Here is a 16,957-nt window from a genome sequence, read left to right as displayed (position 1 = left end):
CCGCCTAGCTCTAACGATCCGCCCCCGGCTTAGCTGGGGGCGGATTTTGCTTTTCAGGGGACGGTCACGAGGCCATACGAGGCCCCCGCGTTCGAATCGCCTAGACTTGCCCCAATGTCATCTTCCGATAAGACCCCCTCGCTGTTCGACGACGACGCCCTGGCGCCCGTCCCCGCCGCGCCGTTCCAGACCAGCGTGGAGCCGCACGTCGAACCGACGCCGCGTCCGATCCCGCCGCCGCCCCCGTCGTCCAAGGCCGCCCCACAGCCTTCGCCGGCCAAGGTCAGCGCGCCCGGCGAATATTCGGCCGCCGACATCGAGGTGCTGGAAGGGCTGGAGCCGGTCCGCAAGCGACCGGGGATGTACATCGGCGGCACCGACGAGCGGGCGCTGCACCACCTGTTCGCCGAAGTCCTCGACAACTCGATGGACGAGGCCGTGGCCGGCTTCGCCAAGACCATCGAGGTCAAGCTGGACGCCGACGGCTACCTGTCGGTCAAGGACGACGGGCGGGGGATGCCCGTGGACCCGCACCCCAAGTACCCCGGCAAGTCGGCGCTGGAGGTCATCATGACCGTCCTGCACGCCGGCGGGAAGTTCACCGGCAAGGCCTACGAGACCTCCGGCGGCCTGCACGGCGTCGGCGCCTCCGTGGTCAACGCCCTGTCCGAGCGCGTCGAGGTCACCGTCTGGCGCGACGGCTTCGAGCACCTGCAAGTCTTCTCACGCGGCAAGCCGCTGGGCCCGATCCAGCAGGTCGGTCCCTCGCGCAAGAAGGGCACCATGGTGCGCTTCAAGCCCGACGACGAGATCTTCGGCGAGGGCGTCGGCTTCAAGCCGGCGCGCCTGTACCGCATGGCCCGCTCCAAGGCCTATCTGTTCCGCGGCGTGCAGATCAAATGGTCCTGCGATCCCTCCCGCATCCATGACCAGACCCCGCCCGAGGCCACGTTCCACTTCCCCAACGGCCTGGCCGACTTCCTGGCCGAGCGGACCAAGGGCCTCAACACCGTCACCCCCGAGAGCTTCTCGGGCCGCATCGAGCGCCAGGGCGAGGCCGGCGCGGTCGAGTGGGCCGTCAGCTGGACGCCCCAGGGCTTCGGCGAGCACGACGGCTTCATGCAGTCGTACTGCAACACGGTCCCGACCCCTGAAGGCGGCACCCACGAGAGCGGCTTCCGCGCCGCCCTGACCCGCGGCCTCAAGGCCTATGCCGACCTCAAGGGCGAGAAGCGCGGCACGATCATCACCGCCGACGACGTCGTCGCCCAGGCCGGCGCCCTGATCTCGGTGTTCATCAAGAACCCCGAATTCCAGGGCCAGACCAAGGAAAAGCTCTCCACCTCCGAGGCCCAGCGCTTCGTGGAAGCCGCGCTGCGCGACCCGTTCGACCTGTGGCTGTCGTCCAGCCCGAAGAACGCCCAGGCCCTGCTGGAGTTCGTCATCGAGCGGGCCGAGGAACGCCTCAAGCGCCGCAAGGACAAGGAAGTCACCCGCGCCAGCGCCACCCGCAAGCTCCGTCTCCCGGGCAAGCTGGCCGACTGCGCCGGCGGCGCGGTCGACGGGGCCGAGCTGTTCATCGTCGAAGGCGACTCGGCCGGCGGCTCGGCCAAGCAGGCCCGCGACCGCAAGTACCAGGCCATCCTGCCCCTGCGCGGCAAGATCCTGAACGTGGCCTCGGCCAGCGGCGAGAAGTTCACCGCCAACAAGGAGCTGTCGGACCTGATGCTGGCCCTGGGGGCTCAGGGCGGGAACAAGTATCGCGAGGAAGACCTGCGATACGACCGCATCATCATCATGACCGACGCCGACGTCGACGGCGCCCACATCGCCAGCCTGCTGATTACCTTCTTCTACCGCACCATGCCGGACGTGATCCGCCAGGGGCACCTCTATCTGGCCCTGCCGCCGCTCTACCGCATCGCCCACGGCGGCAAGAGCGAATACGCCCGCGACGACGCCCACAAGGACGAGCTGCTGGCCACGGTGTTCAAGGGCAAGAAGCCCGAGATCGGCCGCTTCAAGGGCCTGGGCGAGATGATGGCCTCCCAGCTGAAGGAGACCACCATGGACCCCAGGAAGCGCACCCTGGCCCGCGTGACCCTGCCGCGCGCCGAGGAGGCGGTGGAAAGCCTGGTCGAGACCCTGATGGGCCGCAAGCCCGAGCTGCGGTTCCGGTTCATCCAGGAGAACGCCGAGTTCGCATCGGCGGATCTGGATCTTTAAGCCCGAGCTGCCCCCCTCCACCGGCTTCGCCGGTCCCCCTCCCCCAACAGGGGGAGGAGAGACAAACCCTGGCGCGGGAGAGGCGGCTTCCTCTCCGCCCCGCTTGGGGGCGGACAGACCCGCGCTAGCGGGTCAGGTGGGGGCCTGTGCCGAGCCAGACATGCCTCCGCCCCCTCACGCGGCCAGCCGCTGAAGTCATGAAAAGGGACACGGAGCGCCGGACAGCGTCCGGAGTGTGAGTAGATAATACCGTTTCGACGAAGCCAGAGCGCTCCGCGTGGTCCGTTATCCGGAAGCCTTCGAGAGCGCGGGGTTTTAACCCGCTCCCGAGGTTTGGGCCCCCGACGGGCGGGCCAGGGCGACGAGCCCCGGTCCCGGACGCATGGGCGATTTCAGCCCACGCCTGCCGCGCTCGCCGAACCTTCGCCGCCAGGGCTTCGCCCCATGTTTCAGGGAACCCGCCGCTGGATCCGTCGCGAAGGCGCCTCCGAAGAGACCCCGACGAGCGCTTCCCGCTCAACCACCCCTGACGGCCGCCCAAGTCGTCGGCCGAACGCCCTTTCCACGCCGTCAGGTGAGAGCAGGATAAGGCAGGTTTTGAGGCCGGGGACGCAAGGGCGCGAATGCTCGTGCGCCACCCAAACCCTCTCTCTTAGAGAGAGGGAGGGGCCCATGCGCAGCATGGGAGGGTGAGTGGTTACACCGCCCGCCGATAAATCCTGAAAACTCAGTGAGATGTGCGAGCTGGGACGGGGCTTCGCCTAACCACTCACCCTCCCACGCCTGCGGCGCGGGCCCCTCCCTCTCTCAAAGAGAGAGGGAATTTCCACCCGTCACCGTCGAAGCACAAGCCCCCTGCTCGGCCCGCATCCGGTACGCCATCACCGCCGTGTGGCCCAGGCGCTCGACCAGCCGCCAATTGACGATCGCCCCCAGCGGCGCGCCGACCACGGGGATGAACTGGGCCAGTTTCGCCAGATCGATGTGGTCGCGGTACTGCTGCTGGAAGGCCCGCCAGTCGAAGTCGTCCAGGTGGGCCGGATGGGCCTTGGCGTCCCAGTCGTCCATCGCCGCCAGCACCCGGGCTCGGTGCGGAGCATCCGAAAACGCCAACTCGAAGATGTGCAGGATATACAGACGCTCGGGCAGCTGCGTCCCGTCGTGCCCGAACACGGCGGCGATCTCGAACAGCAGCTTGATCTTGAAGCTCATCAGCAGCGGGAAGTCGGCCGCCGCCGCCAGGAAGCCGCCGAACCCGGTGACCCCGCCCTCGGCCGCCGCCGCCGCCTTCCAGCCGTCGATCGCCTTGGTCGCCCTGGCCCGGCGCTCGTCCAGGGTAAGACCCATAAGAGGCGAGCCCGTCGCGTAGTCCGACCCGACCAGCAGCGCCCGCGTCATCCCCGCGATGGCGGCGGTGATGGCGGCGTGGACCTTCTCGGGGATGATCCGGTTGATCCGCTGCTGCGCGGCGCGGGCCAGGCCGTTCAGCGGGCCGGCGGGCCTGGTCAGCTCGGCGCGCCAGGCGAGGAGGTCGGGGGAGAGGGGCATGGCTCTGAGGTAGCCCTTCTCCCCCTGCGGGAGAAGGTGGCCCGCGAAGCGGGTCGGATGAGGGGTCACACCGCCCTGCCCGCCTGCGCGCCCCGGCGGCGGCGCCCGCCATCAACCCCTCATCCGGCGCTCCGCGCCACCTTCTCCCGCAGGGGGAGAAGGATCTAAGCTGCGCCATGACCGACGCCCAGCGCCTGACCCTCGTCCGCGCCGCCCACACGGTGATCTATGTGGTGATGGCCAGCGCCGCCCTGGTCGTGCTGGCCGCCGGGATCACCGGCGCGCGCGGTCCCTGGCTGTGGGTCGCGCTGGGCCTGACGGCGATCGAGAGCGCCGTCTTCGCCGCCTGCGGCTTCAAATGCCCCCTGACCGCCGTCGCCGTGAAGTACGGCGCCACCAAGGACGGCGCCTACGACACCTTCTTCCCGGAGCCCTGCACGCGCCACACGTTCCGGGTGTTCGGGCCGGTGATCTTGGTGGGGGTGGTGTTGTTAGTGTGGCGGTGGGCGGTCCGGGGCTAAGGACGTTTCACGCTCATCAGACACACCTCTCCAGCTCCGAAAAGCTAGCATAGGTGTCCACTCAAACTTGGGAGGATCAGCAGTGGGGCGGGCATTCGGTTTCGCCCCATAGTTGCCACTTTGGCCTGGGGATATCTATGCAGTTGTAGACGGAAATCGGTCGGATGACGGAGGCCAGACGAAGAAGGCGCAAGGGTCCAACACTGGCCTTTTTTCTTAGTCTTCTGTCTGTCTTAGCGGCTCACTTGGTGCTGTTCTTCGGTCTAGACCAGTGGCGGCAGACGAAGCCGGCCTGGGACGACTACGAAACGCCTTCAACGTTAGAACTATTGATTCTACCCCGTCCGAAGCCGCCTGAGCAGAAAGCGGCAGAAGTCAGTGTTAAGGCCGGGCGCGCGCAATTTACGCCGCAAGCCGCAGCGGCTTTGGATGCGACGCGCTTTGAGGCTCGGGTCCGGGCAGCGACGGCCGCGCCCCGTCGGCTCACGGATCAATTGAGCGTGCGTCCCTCAGGCACGCCTCCCTTACAAAGCCCGAGCAGCGGCGGAGATGGTCAAGCGATCAACCGTGGCCGTCTCTCTGGCGCCTTGAAGGGGTGGCAAAGATGTCGATTAAACGGTTCTCAAATAAGCGCCGAAGAGCGTCAGCAGTGCGATGAACGGCTCGGCGCGATGGCAAAAGAATCGACTGCGCTTGAAGGTGGGACCATGTCGCCCGAAGCGCGCGCCGAGTTCGATCTCGCATGGAAAGAAGATCACGCTCCAGCCAAATGGGCGCAGTTGGGCTGTCTTGTCCGATTTGGGCAAGGCAAGGTTGTGACCTACAAGCCAACCCGGGGCGTCAGTCTGGGTCCGTGCTTCTTCGCGACGCCGAAAGCGACGCTTCAACCCGTGAAGCCGAAGGCCAAAGGCTTTGACTAGTTAAGAGTGGAGTTCGCAGTAAACGGATGTCGTTGAAAGGTCTGAACCGCCCCGAGTTTGCCGTAGGCCATTTGGTTTGAGTCACGCGGCCATGGCGGGCTCCTGGCGCTCTGCCGCCGCTTTAGAATAAACGCCTCGCCTCCCCATCCACACTCCCTTCCGCCCTATCCCCACTATCCCCAACCGTCCCGCCTCGCCCTTCCCGCCAACGCGCCCTATATCCCTACCCAACCATTCACCACGCCGGGCTCCAGGGATTGTCGACCCAGTTCAGACTGCCGCTGACCGCGCCGCCGACCTACGGCCGGGAGGACTTCGCCGTCTCGGGCTGTAACGCCGACGCCGTGGCGCGGGTGGACGCCTGGCCGGCCTGGCCCGAGGGGCGGCTGGCCCTGGTCGGGCCGGTCGGCAGCGGCAAGACCCACCTGGCGCGGACCTGGGCGGCGCGGACGGGCGCGGTGGTGATCAACGCCGAGGCGACGCAGCCCCCGGACCTCCCCGCCCTGCGCGGCCGGGCCGTGCTGGTCGAGGACGCCGACCGGAGGTCGGACAGCGCCTCTTTGCATGACGAAGACCTGTTCCACATCCTCAACATGGCCGGGGTCGATGGCGGGAGCGTGTTGCTGACCGCCCGCGTCGCGCCGATCGCCTGGGGCTGCGCGGTGCCCGACCTGCGCTCGCGGCTGAACGCCCTGACCGTGGCGGAGATCGCCGAGCCCGACGACGTGGTGCTGCGGGCGGTGCTGGAGCGCGCCTTCCGGGCCGAGCACCTGAAGCCCGATCCGGACCTCTATCCCTATCTGATCGCCCGCCTGCCCCGCTCGGCCGCCGAGGGCCTGGCCGCCGCCAAGCTGCTGGACGAGGCCGCCTCGCAGCAGCACCGCGCGGTCAACAAGGCCCTGGCGCGCGAGGTGCTGGGGGATCTGGAGGGGGAAGAGGACTGACCCCCTTCCCCCTTCCAGGGGGAAGGGTTCAAGGTCGCTGTCGTCACCCCGTCACGGCCCTCCGCCACCATTGGGCCTTCACCCTCCGGAAAAATTCTGCGCTAGACTGAGGCCCATGACCGACGCTGCCGCCCTTCCGAACCCGACTCCGCAACTCGCGCCGCTGGCGCCCGCCGCGCCAGAGATCCCCGTTCCGCAGACCGGCCTTGTGCTCGACGCCGAGCTGATGGCCTCGCCGGAGCGGTTCTTCAACCGCGAGATCTCGTGGCTGGCCTTCAATCAGCGGGTGCTGGAAGAGAGCGGCAATCCGCGCCACCCGCTGCTGGAGCGCCTGCGGTTCCTGTCGATCAGCGCCAACAACCTGGACGAATTCTACATGGTCCGCGTGGCCGGCCTGAAGGGCCAGGTGCGCGAGGGCGTGCGGGTGATCAGCCAGGACGGCCTGACCCCCGGCGAGCAGCTGACGCGCATCAACGCCTCGGCCGCCGAGCTGATGGGCGAGCAGCAGAAGATCTGGCGCCAGGTCCGCACCGAGCTGCGGGACGAGGGGCTGAAGCTGCTCGACGCCAAGGACATCGAAAGCGCCGACCGGGCCAAGGCCGAGGACATCTTCCTCAGCCAGATCTTCCCTGTGATGACGCCGCTGGCCATCGACCCGGCCCATCCGTTCCCGTTCATTCCGAATCTCGGCTTCTGCCTGGCCCTGAAGCTGCGGCGGATCGCCGACGACAAGCACCTCTACGCCCTGGCGCCGATCCCCTCGCAGGTGCGGCGGTTCTGGGAGCTGTCGTCGGTGGTGACGCGCGGCAAGAAGCGCCAGCGCAAGATCATGGCGCTGGAAAGCTTCATCATCCTGTTCCTGGACCACCTGTTCCCCGGCTACGAGGTCGAGGGCCGTGGCCTGTTCCGCCTGATCCGCGACAGCGATCTCGAGATCGAGGAAGAGGCCGAGGACCTGGTGCGCGAGTTCGAGGCGCGGCTGAAGAAGCGTCGCCTGGGCCGGGTGGTGCGGGTCAAAATCCAGACCACCATGCCGCCCGACCTGCGCGACTTCATCATCGAGGGCCTGCGCGCCGAGCCCGAGGACGTGATCCTGGTCGACGGCAAGCTGGGCCTGGCCCAGATGTCGGAGCTGATCCCGCCGGACCGGCCGGACCTGAAGTTCCCGCCCTACAACGCCCGCTTCCCCGAGCGTGTGCGCGACCACGGCGGCGACTGCTTCGCGGCGATCCGCGAGAAGGACATTCTGGTTCACCACCCGTTCGAGAGCTTCGACGTGGTGGTGCAGTTCATCCGCCAGGCCGCGCGCGACCCGAACGTGCTGGCGATCAAGCAGACGCTGTATCGCACCTCCAAGGACAGCCCGATCGTGGCGGCCCTGATCGAGGCGGCCGACAACGGCAAGAACGTCACGGCCCTGGTCGAGATCAAGGCCCGCTTCGACGAAGAGAATAACCTCAAGTGGGCGCGCGACCTGGAGCGGGCGGGCGTGCACGTGGTGTTCGGCTTCGTCGACTGGAAGACCCACGCCAAGCTGTCGGTGGTGGTGCGCCGCGAGGGCGAGGGCCTGCGCACCTACTGCCACTTCGGCACCGGCAACTATCACCCGCAGACGGCGCGGATCTATACGGACCTGAGCCTCTTCACCTGCGACCCGGCCCTGGGCCGCGACGGGGGCAAGCTGTTCAACTTCATCACCGGCTACGCCCAGCCTGGAAGGCTGGAGAAGCTGTCCTTCTCGCCGATGACGCTGAAGCCGGACCTGCTGAAGATGATCGCGGCCGAGGCCGACAACGCCCGGGCCGGCAAGCCGGCGGGCGTCTGGGCCAAGATGAACGCCGTGGTCGATCCGCAGATCATCGACGCCCTCTACGCCGCCAGCCAGGCCGGGGTGCAGATCGAGCTGGTCGTGCGCGGCATCTGCTGCCTGCGCCCGGGGATCAAGGGGCTGTCGGAGAACATCCGGGTCAAGTCGATCGTCGGCCGCTTCCTGGAGCACTCGCGCGTGGTGGCCTTCGCCAACGGCGCGGCCATGCCCGGCGCCCAGACGCGGGTGTTCATCAGCTCGGCCGACTGGATGCCGCGCAACCTGGACCGCCGCGTCGAGACCCTGGTCCCGGTCGAGAACCCGACCGTGCACCAGCAGGTGCTGGACCAGATCATGGTCGCCAACCTCAATGACGAGGCCCAGAGCTGGCGCCTCGACAGCGAGGGCGACTATGCCCGCGACCCGGCCTGGAAGGCCAAGGGCGCGTTCTCGGCCCACGACTACTTCATGACCAACCCCAGCCTGTCGGGCCGCGGCCACAAGACCACCGACATGCCCCGGGCCTTCGACCACGTCGGCACCAAGCGCAAGCGTTGAGGCTTTCGGCGCTTCTGGTCCTGCCGCTCCTGGGACCGCTGGCCGCGTGCGGACCGGAGCCGGGGCGGCAGGCCGAGCTCTGCGCGATCCAGGCCCTGCCCGCCCGCCCCGGCGTCGACCGCTTCGGCGTCCCGCCGGGCGTCGAGCGCAGGGCCCAGGCGGTGGCCGAGGTCTACGGTCCCGGCGTGCTCGGCGACTACCACATCCGCTGGTGGGGCCTGTGCAAGCGTAAGGCCGACACCACCGACATGCTGCTGCTCGGTCCCGCGCCCTGGGCCCTGACCAAGGGCGGCCAGCGCGCCCACGGCCGCCAGGTCAGCTACGGCACCTGCTATCACCGGCGCGAGGGCGAGCGCTGGCGCACGGTGGCGTGCCGGATCAATCCCTAGGTCGCGATCGACGCGGCTTCCACGAAGGCGCCCGAAGCCAGGTTCGCCCTCAACACCCGCAGCCTCGCCAGCCCATAGGCCAGCCGCCCGTCCGGCGTCGCCAGCAGCGGCTCGCCCAGGGCCAGGCGCTGGTGGAGCGCGTCGAGCTCCGGCCCGTCCAGATGCTCCGCCCTCGCCCGCCCCGCCACGCCGGCGACGAACACCGCGGCGTGGAAGACGTGGCTGACCTGCCGGAACAGCCACAGCCGCGCCCGCTCGCTGTCCGTCGCCTCGCGCCCGAAATAGGTCCGCTGCAGCAGGGCCTCGCTGTCCGGATCGGCGGCGTAGGTGTTGGCGATGGCGGCCAGGTCGACATAGCGGTCGGCCCGGAACGCCGCTTCCCAGTCGACCAGCCAGATGCGCCGGCCGTCATAGACGAGGTTGCCGGGATTGAGGTCGTTGTGGCTGGACACCGGCTGCGGCGCCAGACGTTTGCAGACCTCGCGCAGCCGCGCCCAGTCGTCGAACGCGCCGATCGGGACGACGCCCGCGCGCGCCGCCTCATCGACCAGGGCGTCGAGGCCGTCCAGATAGTCGACCAGCGGCGGAAAACCTTCGATGGCGTGCAACGCCCGCACGGCCTGGGCCAGTTCAATCACGAGGTCGGCGCGGGTCCCGGCATAGTCCAGGGCCAGCGAGCGGGCCTCGATGAAGTCGCCGATCACCACCCCGTCGTCCGGATCGGCGTAGCGCACGCGCGGCGCCAGGCAGGCCCGCGCCGCCAGCTTCAGGCAGGCATAGCCGCGACGCGGGTCGCGCGGCCCGTCCCGCCCGGCCTCGATCCGCAGCAGATAGGCGATGCCGCCGACCCGGACCTTGTAGACCCCCGCCCCCGACAGCCCGCCGGACACCGGCGTCCAGCCGTCGAGAACCTCGGTCCCGAACGTGGCGCGCAGGGCCTTGCGGACGCCAGGACGCCGGTCGGGGGACAGCGGGTCGGGGAAAACGGACATCGGCGGAACCTCTTGAAGATCGCCGCCTTATTTACCCGGATAGAATATGAGTCAATATCGCCCGGATAATAATAGCGGAAATGATCAAGGCGTTTTCCGACAAGCCTTTCCGCGCGTTCTTCCTCATCGAAAACGATCGTGACCGCTTCCCCCAACCCGCGAATACGCTAAACCGTCCCCATGCCCTTCCAGGCGCCGCGCGACGCGGCCGTGATCGATATCGGTTCAAACTCGGTCCGCCTGGTGGTGTACCGGCTGGAAGGCCGCGCCATCTGGACCGTCTTCAACGAGAAGGTCCTGGCGGGCCTGGGCCGCGACCTGGCCAAGACCGGCCGCCTGTCGCCCGAGGGCGTCATCCAGACCCTGCAGGCGCTGAAGCGCTTCCGCGCCGTGCTGGAGGCGGTCAATCCCGCCGAGACCTTCGTCGTCGCCACCGCCGCCGCCCGCGACGCCAAGGACGGCCAGGACTTCATCGACCGCGTGCGCGACGAGACCGGCTTCATCGTCCGGGTGCTGTCCGGTGAGGAAGAGGCCCACTACGCCGCCGTCGGCGTGCTGGCCGGCGCCCCCGACGCCGAGGGCGTGGTCGGCGACCTGGGCGGCGCCAGCCTGGAGCTGGTCCGGCTGTCGTCCACCGGCGCGGGCCGGGGCGTGACCCTGCCGCTAGGCCCGTTCAGCCTGGCCGGCCCCAACGGCGCCGCGCATGGCGTCTTCGACGGCGAGCGCGTCCGCCGCCTGGCCCGCGAGCGTCTGGCCCCGGTGGCCGCCGACTTCCGGAGCGACACCTTCCACGCCGTGGGCGGCGCCTGGCGCAATCTCGCCCTGCTGCACATGCGGCTGTCGGGCTACCCGCTGCACGTCGTGCACCAGTACGAGATCAGCGCCGGCGAGGCCCTGGACGCCGCCCGCCTGGTCGCCCACCAGTCGAAGAGCTCGCTGGAGCGCATCGAGGGCATGAGCAAGAAGCGCTCGGAGACCCTGCCCTACGCCGCCGTGGTGCTGGAGGCCCTGATCGAACAGCTGCATCTCAAGCGCATCGAGATCTCGGCCTATGGGGTGCGCGAGGGCCTGCTGTTCGAGGCCATGCCGCCGCGCGTGCGGGGTTTGGACCCGCTGATCGAGGGCTGCTACGCCCTGGGCCACCGCCAGGGCGTCGCCGACGACCTGGGCCAGGCCCTCGACGCCTGGATCGCGCCCGCCTTCCGCACCCTGCCCGCGCTGTTCGGCGAACGCGACAGCATCCTGGTCTCGGCCGCCTGCCGCCTGTCGGACGTCGGCGCGCGCCTGCATCCCGATCATCGCGCCGACCTGGTGTTCGAGCAGGTGCTGCGCGCCCCGATCGCCGGCCAGAACCACGCCGAACGCTGCTTCGTGGCGGTCGCCTCTCACGCCCGTCACGCCACCAACTTTCACCCGCCCGAGCTTCCGACCCTGGAGCGCCTGCTGAGCCCCGCCCAGCTGAAGCGGGCCCGCGCCCTGGGGGCCACGATCCGCCTGGCCTGCGACCTCTCGGGCCGCAGCCCCAGCCTGCTGGCCCGCTCGCGCCTGACCCTGGACAAGACGCATCTGATCCTGGCGGCGGAGCCCGGCTATGCCAATCTGCTGCTCGGCGAACAGACCAGCAAGCGCGCCAACACCGCCGCGCAACATCTGCACCTGAAGCCAAAGATTATCACGGCGTAAATTCAGGTATAGACAGGCCTCTCAACATACTTAATCGGCCATGAACCTCCTCGATACGGGGAAATCGACAAGTTGCCGCAGACTAACAGCGTCGACACTGCACATTTTGTTAGCAATGCTTCCGTAGCTTGACCTCAACGAAATAAACGGAGGTCAGTGATGTTGAAGCGTAAGGTCGACTACCTGGATGCCATCGCTCCGGCTCCCGAGGCCCGCAAGCGTCCCGAGCTGCATGTCGCCAACGATCACGACGCGCCCGTGGCCAGCGCCGCCCGCACCCTGCAATCGGAAATCGGCCGCGTCTTCGCCCAGGAAAACACCTGGTCGGTCCGCCGCACCGTCGCCATCGGCGTCGTCTTCCACCTCGGCGTCTTCTGCGCCCTGGGCCTGGCCGCCGGCGGCGCGTTGAGCCAGCTCGCGCAGCACTAGCCTACCCCGCCAGCGCCCACTTAACGTCTCTCTCTCTCTCTCTGCGAGAGAGGCTTCTATTTAGGTGGGCGGCGGCAAGTGGTGGCCGCGCTCCGCGCACTCGGCCAGGATCCGTGCGGCTTGATGGGCTTGGCTCTCGTATGGCGCGCCCTTGTAAGGCGGCACGGTCAGGACGACGCTCACCGTGGCGAAGAGGCCAGCTTCGGGTAGCGGTTTCGAATAGCGGATGATGTAAGGCACGTGCTTGCGATCGCCGACCGTCGCATAGCCACAGATGGACTGCTTATCCTTGCTGAGCGAAGCGACCTCGATCTTCGTGGGCAGTCGGCTGCGCTCCTCACGCTGGACGAGGTCCAGGGCTTGATCCAGGACGAACCGCTCGGCCTTGGTGTGCCGCTCGCATCCCGCGAGAGGCAGCATCAGGCTCAGTACGACGACGGAAATAACGGTGCGGGCCATTCTGCGACAATTCTAACACGACCTCAGGTCGAGTCCCACCCTCAATCCGACAGCGAAGCCTCCGCGCCCGGCTGGCCAGAGTTCAAATCCAGATAGTCCGTGAACGGGATCCGGTAGACGCGGTCGAAGAACTCGCCCTGGAAGCGGAAAGGCAGGTTGGCGTCGCTGTTCCACAGCATGACGATGCCGGTCTTGGTCGCCGGGTCGAACATCATGGTCGAGCGATAACCCGAGACCCCGCCGCTGTGGCCGACCAGGCGATGGCCCTTGTAGGTAAAGCTGCGCATCCCCAGACCATAGGCGGGGTTCTTCAGCTCGCGAGCGATGTTCAGGCGGCCGTAGGGCCGGCCGGTGGCGACGCGGGGACGCTGCACCTCGTCCAGGACGGTCGACGACAGGACGTTAGGCTTCAGGCCCATCTGGGCCTGCATCCAGGCGGCGAGATCCACGATGGTCGAGTTGACGCCGGCCGCGGCGGGCACGTGATAGTAGGCGTCCGACAGCTTCAGCTCCCGGCGAGCGCGGTCGTGGGGCCGGGCCCAATGCGCGGCCGAGGTCAGGCCGGCCATGCCGATCGAGGCCCCGGTCATGCCCAGGGGGCCGAACAGCTTGCGCTGCACGGTCTGCGCGTAGGGCTCGCCGGTCTTGCCCTGGATGACCTCGGTGATCGTGTCGTAGGCGACGTTCTGGTAGCTGTGGCAGGTGCCCGGCGGGCAGACCGGCTTCAGCGCGCCATAGGAGGCTCGGATCTTGGCCGGATCGACGCCGTCCTCCAGCTGGCCGTCATAGGCGTTCTTGCCAAGGCCGGTGCGCTGCGCCAGCAGGTCCTCGACCGTCAGAGTGTTCTGCGCGTCGCCCGGCAGGCGCAGGCTGGTGTTGAAGGCCACCAGCGGCTCGGTCAGCGACAAGGCGCCGTCGGCCGCCATCCGCGCGCTGAGGGTCGAGGCCACGGTCTTGGACAGCGACGCCCAGCGGAACACGGTGCGGGCGTCGACCTTCGCGCCGCCCTCGGTGGTGCGGCCATAGCCGTGGACGAAGGACAACCGCCCCTTCTCGACGACGGCCACGGCCAGGCCCTCCATGGTCTTGTCGGCGGCCATCGCGGCGATGCGGGCGTTCAGGGCGTCATAGTCGATGTCGCCATGCCAGGCGGACGGCTTTTCGGGCGTGTTCAGCGCCGCCTGCCCGATCGCCTCGGACACCGCCTTGGGCGCTTTCTTCAGGAACGGCAGGGTCGCCAGGCCGCCGACAAGGACGAGGCCCGCCGCGCCGGCGGCGATCCATTTCAGGCGCCGACGCTTTTCCCAGTCGCTTAGCCAGATCCTCGACACGGCGCGTAAACTCTTGAAACTGGATTGGAAACCGATCGCGGCGAGACGCGCGCGGCGACTCGTTCGTTGCGCTTCCTTCTAGCGAGAACGCCCGCGATATGCGCCGAAAAAGGGGCGAGGCGGCAGGTTCTAGCCGAACAGGGCCGTGTAGAGATCACGCGGGTTGACCGGCTTTTCCACCCAGCCCGTCATGCCCGCCTCGCGGCAGGCGGCGACTTCGTCGGGCGAGGCGGCGCCGGTGACGGCGATGATCGGCGTCTGGCGATTGGCGCCGTCCTCGCGCAGCCGGCGAGCGGCTTCCAGCCCGTCCATGCCGGGCATGCGCACGTCCATCAGAATGGCGTCGAAGATCTGCCGCTCGGCCGCCAGCAGGGCCGCCTGGGCGTCCTCGGCGGTCTCCACCCGGGCGCCGAAAGCCTCCAGCATCTGGCGCAGGGCCCGGCGATTGATGTCGTGGTCGTCGACGACCAGAACCACCGGCGCCTCATCGCGCACGGCCAGGGCCTGGACCTCGTCCTCCGCCGGTTCGACCGGCGCGGCGCCGTCGGGCGCGGGCAGGCGCAGGGTGAAGCGCGCGCCGCCTCCCGGAGCGTTGGCCGCCGTCAGCTCGCCGCCCATCAGCCGGGCCAGATCGCGGCTGATCGACAGGCCAAGACCCGTGCCGCCGAAGGCGCGGGCGGTCCCGGCGCCCAGCTGCTCGTAGGGGCTGAACAGCCGTTCGATCTGGTCGTCCTTCAAGCCGGGGCCGGTGTCGCGCACGACGATGGCCACCTGGCGCGGCCGCTCGCGCTCGACGCCGACCTCGACGCTGACCTGGCCCCGACCATCCCCCTTGCTTTCAGGAGTGAACTTGATGGCGTTGCTGAGCAGGTTGTTGAGGATCTGGCGGGTGCGCATCGGGTCGCCTCTCACCCATTGCGGCAGGGTCTCGACACCGGTCAGGGTCAGCGCGACGCCCTTGGCCGAGGCGGCGCAGCGCCAGAACTCGACGGCGTCGCCGACCACGGCCGGCAGGTCGTAGTCGACCGTCTCGACGCCCATGCGCCCGGCCTCGATCTTGGAGAGGTCCAGCAGGTCGTTGAGCATGGCGCGCATCATCACCCCGGCGTCGGTGACCAGGGCGGCCGAGCCTTCGCGGTCCAGGGCCGCCGCGCCGTTCAGTATGGCGTTGATCGGGGTGCGCAGCTCGTGGCTGACCATGGCGATGAAGGCCGACTTGGCGGCCGTCTGGCGCTCGGCCGCTCGCCTCGCGGCGCGCTCGGCGACCATGGTCCGCTCCGACCACAGGAAGACCATCGACAGGGTCAGGCAGAAGAGCCCGCAGCCGATCAGGAAGAACACCGTGATCGGATCGCGCGCGTCGCCGGCGACCAGCGGCGTGACGAACAGGTAGATGATGTGCGGGGCCGCCGCCGCGATGAAGGCGACCAGGCAGCCCTCCGCGCCCATCAGGGCGGTGAAGATCGAGCCGGACAGCAGCAGCACGGCGCCGGCCGAGCCCATCTGCGTATCCATCGCCCACAGCGGGATGGCCAGCCAGCCGAAGATCGCCGCCATCAGGAAATCGCCGACGAGGTTCAGCGCCACGGCGCGTCCCGGGGCCGGCGCGTTCAGGAAATGGCGCAATGCCAGGAACTTGGCCGTCTGGACAGCGACGAAAACGCCCGACCATGCGAACAGGAAGCGCAGGCTTGGCCACACCAGCGCGATCGCGCAGAGGACCAGCACGACGAAGAGGCGAAGGGGGATCAGGCGTCGCCGCGACACCGCGGCGGGGCGGTAGGCGTCCGCCAGGTTGTCCCAGAATGCACTCAACGCAACCCCCGTACACGGCGCGTTCTACTCCCGGGGGAGCGGCGCGGCGGGGCCTTGTACGCCAGCAACCCCTTGCGCGCACGGGAAAATGGCTCGATCCGAGTAGCAAAGGGGCGCGACAACCTTAGCGGTCGCCGCGCCCTTTGATCACTTCGGTCGTAAGGCCTACTCGGCCTTCGGAGCCCGTCGGACCTCGACGACGCGGACCTTGGCGCCGTCCAGCACCAGAGCCAGCTCGCCGCGCTTGATCTTCAGGGCGTCGGCCCCGAAGGCGTCGCGGCGCCAGCCGGTCAGGGCCGGCGTCATGGCGTTGTCGTCGGCGGCGATCTTCTCCAGGTCCGAGACCGTGGCGATCAGCTTGGAGGCGACGCCCGCCTCCTCCGCCCGCGCCTTCAGCAGCACCTTGAGCAGCTCGACCACGGCGCCGGCGTTCTGGGGCGGCGGCGGACCGGGCTTGTCGACGGTCGGGGCGTAGCCCTCCGGATCGGCGAGCGCCGCCTTGATCGCGGCCAGCAGGTCCGGCCCGAACTTGCTGCCGCCAAAGCCCTTGGGCACGCCGCGCAGGTTGTTCAGGGCTTCCAGGCTGGTCGGCGCCTGGGTGGCCAGTTCGTCGATGGCCTCGTCCTTGAGGATGCGGCCGCGCGGCTGGTCGCGGCTTTGAGCGGTGCGCTCGCGCCAGGCGGCGACGGCCTTGAACACGGCCAGATACTTGGAAGCCGTCTTGCGCGGACGCAGGCGACGCCAGGCCTTTTCCGGATCGACGTCGTAGGCGGCGGGATCCGAGATGGCGGACATCTCCTCCTCGACCCAGGCCAGGCGACCCGAGGTCTCGAGGCGCTCACGCAGGGTCGGGAACAGGGCCGCCAGGTGGGTGACGTCGGCCAGGGCGTAGGTCAGCTGGGCTTCGGTCAGCGGCCGGCGGGCCCAGTCGGTGAACCGGCTGGACTTGTCGAGCTCGATGCGCAGCATCTGTCGGACCAGGGCGTCATAGGCGATCTGCTCGCCGAAGCCCGCCGCCATGCCCGCCACCTGGGTGTCGAACAACGGCCTCGGCATGGCCTTCAGGTTGTTGAAGATCTCGACGTCCTGACGGGCGGCGTGGAACACCTTGAGGATGCTCTCGTCGCGCATGACGGCCAGCAGCGGCTCGAGGTCGATGCCCTCGGCCAGTGGATCAATGACGGCTTCGTGCGTGGGCGAGGCGACCTGGATCAGGCACAATTTGGGCCAGTAGGTCGTCTCGCGCATGAACTCGGTGTCGACGGCGACGAAAGGCTCGCCCGCGAGCGCATTACAGAACGCCGCCAGCTCGGCGGTGGTGGTGATCGGCTTCAT

General features: G+C 68.6%; 14 protein-coding genes. 8 read left to right on the top strand and 6 right to left on the bottom strand.

Annotated features, from left to right (window positions below):
* The first annotated feature begins 114 nt into the window (after positions 1-114).
* The gene (gene parE / locus AC1RJ9_RS08980; protein WP_492838645.1) at positions 115-2,226 is read left to right on the top strand and encodes a DNA topoisomerase IV subunit B; all 2,112 of its coding nucleotides are present in this window, start codon (positions 115-117) and stop codon (positions 2,224-2,226) included.
* Positions 2,227-3,033: 807 nt separating this feature from the next.
* On the opposite strand, the gene AC1RJ9_RS08975 is transcribed toward parE, so the two are convergent.
* Entirely contained in the window at positions 3,034-3,774 is a 741-nt protein-coding gene (locus AC1RJ9_RS08975; RefSeq protein WP_492838647.1) for an EcsC family protein, read from the bottom strand.
* Positions 3,775-3,950: 176 nt separating this feature from the next.
* Here AC1RJ9_RS08975 and AC1RJ9_RS08970 point away from each other — a divergent pair, with 176 nt between their 5' ends.
* The 5 genes from AC1RJ9_RS08970 to AC1RJ9_RS08950 all read left to right on the top strand — a co-directional run bounded on the left by AC1RJ9_RS08970 (position 3,951) and on the right by AC1RJ9_RS08950 (position 8,913).
* Positions 3,951-4,295 (top strand): hypothetical protein, encoded by a 345-nt coding sequence (locus tag AC1RJ9_RS08970; RefSeq protein ID WP_492838649.1) that lies wholly within the window; start codon positions 3,951-3,953, stop codon positions 4,293-4,295.
* A gap of 245 nt (positions 4,296-4,540) precedes the next feature.
* Positions 4,541-5,215 carry a hypothetical protein gene (locus tag AC1RJ9_RS08965; protein ID WP_492838651.1) on the top strand — a complete coding sequence of 225 codons (675 nt, stop codon included), beginning with the start codon at positions 4,541-4,543 and terminating at the stop codon, positions 5,213-5,215.
* 257 nt (positions 5,216-5,472) lie between these two features.
* On the top strand, positions 5,473-6,159 hold the full coding sequence (hdaA, locus tag AC1RJ9_RS08960; protein ID WP_492838653.1) for a DnaA regulatory inactivator HdaA: 687 nt from the start codon (positions 5,473-5,475) through the stop codon (positions 6,157-6,159).
* 226 nt (positions 6,160-6,385) lie between these two features.
* Complete coding sequence (locus AC1RJ9_RS08955; RefSeq protein WP_492838716.1) at positions 6,386-8,524, top strand: RNA degradosome polyphosphate kinase; 2,139 nt, start codon at positions 6,386-6,388, stop codon at positions 8,522-8,524.
* Positions 8,521-8,913, top strand: coding sequence for a hypothetical protein (locus AC1RJ9_RS08950; protein WP_492838655.1), 393 nt, complete (start codon positions 8,521-8,523; stop codon positions 8,911-8,913). The genes AC1RJ9_RS08955 and AC1RJ9_RS08950 overlap by 4 nt, the downstream gene beginning before the upstream one ends.
* Here the strand turns inward: AC1RJ9_RS08950 and AC1RJ9_RS08945 are convergent.
* A complete protein-coding gene (locus tag AC1RJ9_RS08945; protein WP_492838657.1) occupies positions 8,910-9,905 on the bottom strand; it encodes a phosphotransferase in 996 nt (331 codons plus the stop codon). The genes AC1RJ9_RS08950 and AC1RJ9_RS08945 overlap by 4 nt on opposite strands.
* A 180-nt stretch (positions 9,906-10,085) precedes the next feature.
* Here AC1RJ9_RS08945 and AC1RJ9_RS08940 point away from each other — a divergent pair, with 180 nt between their 5' ends.
* Together AC1RJ9_RS08940 and AC1RJ9_RS08935 are read left to right on the top strand one after the other, a co-directional pair.
* Complete coding sequence (locus tag AC1RJ9_RS08940) at positions 10,086-11,588, top strand: Ppx/GppA phosphatase family protein (RefSeq protein ID WP_492838659.1); 1,503 nt, start codon at positions 10,086-10,088, stop codon at positions 11,586-11,588.
* A 156-nt stretch (positions 11,589-11,744) separates the two neighbouring features.
* The gene (locus AC1RJ9_RS08935) at positions 11,745-12,017 is read left to right on the top strand and encodes a hypothetical protein (RefSeq protein ID WP_492838661.1); all 273 of its coding nucleotides are present in this window, start codon (positions 11,745-11,747) and stop codon (positions 12,015-12,017) included.
* A gap of 60 nt (positions 12,018-12,077) precedes the next feature.
* Here AC1RJ9_RS08935 and AC1RJ9_RS08930 read toward each other — a convergent pair whose 3' ends face one another.
* The 4 genes from AC1RJ9_RS08930 to rnd all read right to left on the bottom strand — a co-directional run bounded on the left by AC1RJ9_RS08930 (position 12,078) and on the right by rnd (position 16,957).
* Positions 12,078-12,476, bottom strand: coding sequence for a hypothetical protein (locus tag AC1RJ9_RS08930; RefSeq protein ID WP_492838663.1), 399 nt, complete (start codon positions 12,474-12,476; stop codon positions 12,078-12,080).
* A 41-nt stretch (positions 12,477-12,517) separates the two neighbouring features.
* A complete protein-coding gene (locus tag AC1RJ9_RS08925) occupies positions 12,518-13,807 on the bottom strand; it encodes a serine hydrolase domain-containing protein (RefSeq protein ID WP_492838665.1) in 1,290 nt (429 codons plus the stop codon).
* A 129-nt stretch (positions 13,808-13,936) separates the two neighbouring features.
* Positions 13,937-15,622, bottom strand: a complete 1,686-nt coding sequence (locus tag AC1RJ9_RS08920) for a response regulator (protein WP_492838667.1) — start codon at positions 15,620-15,622, stop codon at positions 13,937-13,939.
* A 165-nt stretch (positions 15,623-15,787) separates the two neighbouring features.
* A complete protein-coding gene (gene rnd / locus AC1RJ9_RS08915; RefSeq protein ID WP_492838669.1) occupies positions 15,788-16,957 on the bottom strand; it encodes a ribonuclease D in 1,170 nt (389 codons plus the stop codon).

This window comes from Caulobacter sp. GW822-FHT07D08 (assembly GCF_058798735.1).
The sequence above is the reverse complement of the archived record's forward strand: the minus strand, read 5'-3'. Positions and strand labels throughout refer to the sequence as shown.

Coding starts and splice junctions, on each gene's coding strand:
- parE (WP_492838645.1), top strand. CDS start 115: ATGTCATCTTCCGATAAGACCCCCTCGCTGTTCGACGACGACGCCCTG.
- AC1RJ9_RS08975 (WP_492838647.1), bottom strand. CDS start 3,774: ATGCCCCTCTCCCCCGACCTCCTCGCCTGGCGCGCCGAGCTGACCAGG.
- AC1RJ9_RS08970 (WP_492838649.1), top strand. CDS start 3,951: ATGACCGACGCCCAGCGCCTGACCCTCGTCCGCGCCGCCCACACGGTG.
- AC1RJ9_RS08955 (WP_492838716.1), top strand. CDS start 6,386: ATGGCCTCGCCGGAGCGGTTCTTCAACCGCGAGATCTCGTGGCTGGCC.
- AC1RJ9_RS08945 (WP_492838657.1), bottom strand. CDS start 9,905: ATGTCCGTTTTCCCCGACCCGCTGTCCCCCGACCGGCGTCCTGGCGTC.
- AC1RJ9_RS08940 (WP_492838659.1), top strand. CDS start 10,086: ATGCCCTTCCAGGCGCCGCGCGACGCGGCCGTGATCGATATCGGTTCA.
- AC1RJ9_RS08930 (WP_492838663.1), bottom strand. CDS start 12,476: ATGGCCCGCACCGTTATTTCCGTCGTCGTACTGAGCCTGATGCTGCCT.
- rnd (WP_492838669.1), bottom strand. CDS start 16,957: ATGAAGCCGATCACCACCACCGCCGAGCTGGCGGCGTTCTGTAATGCG.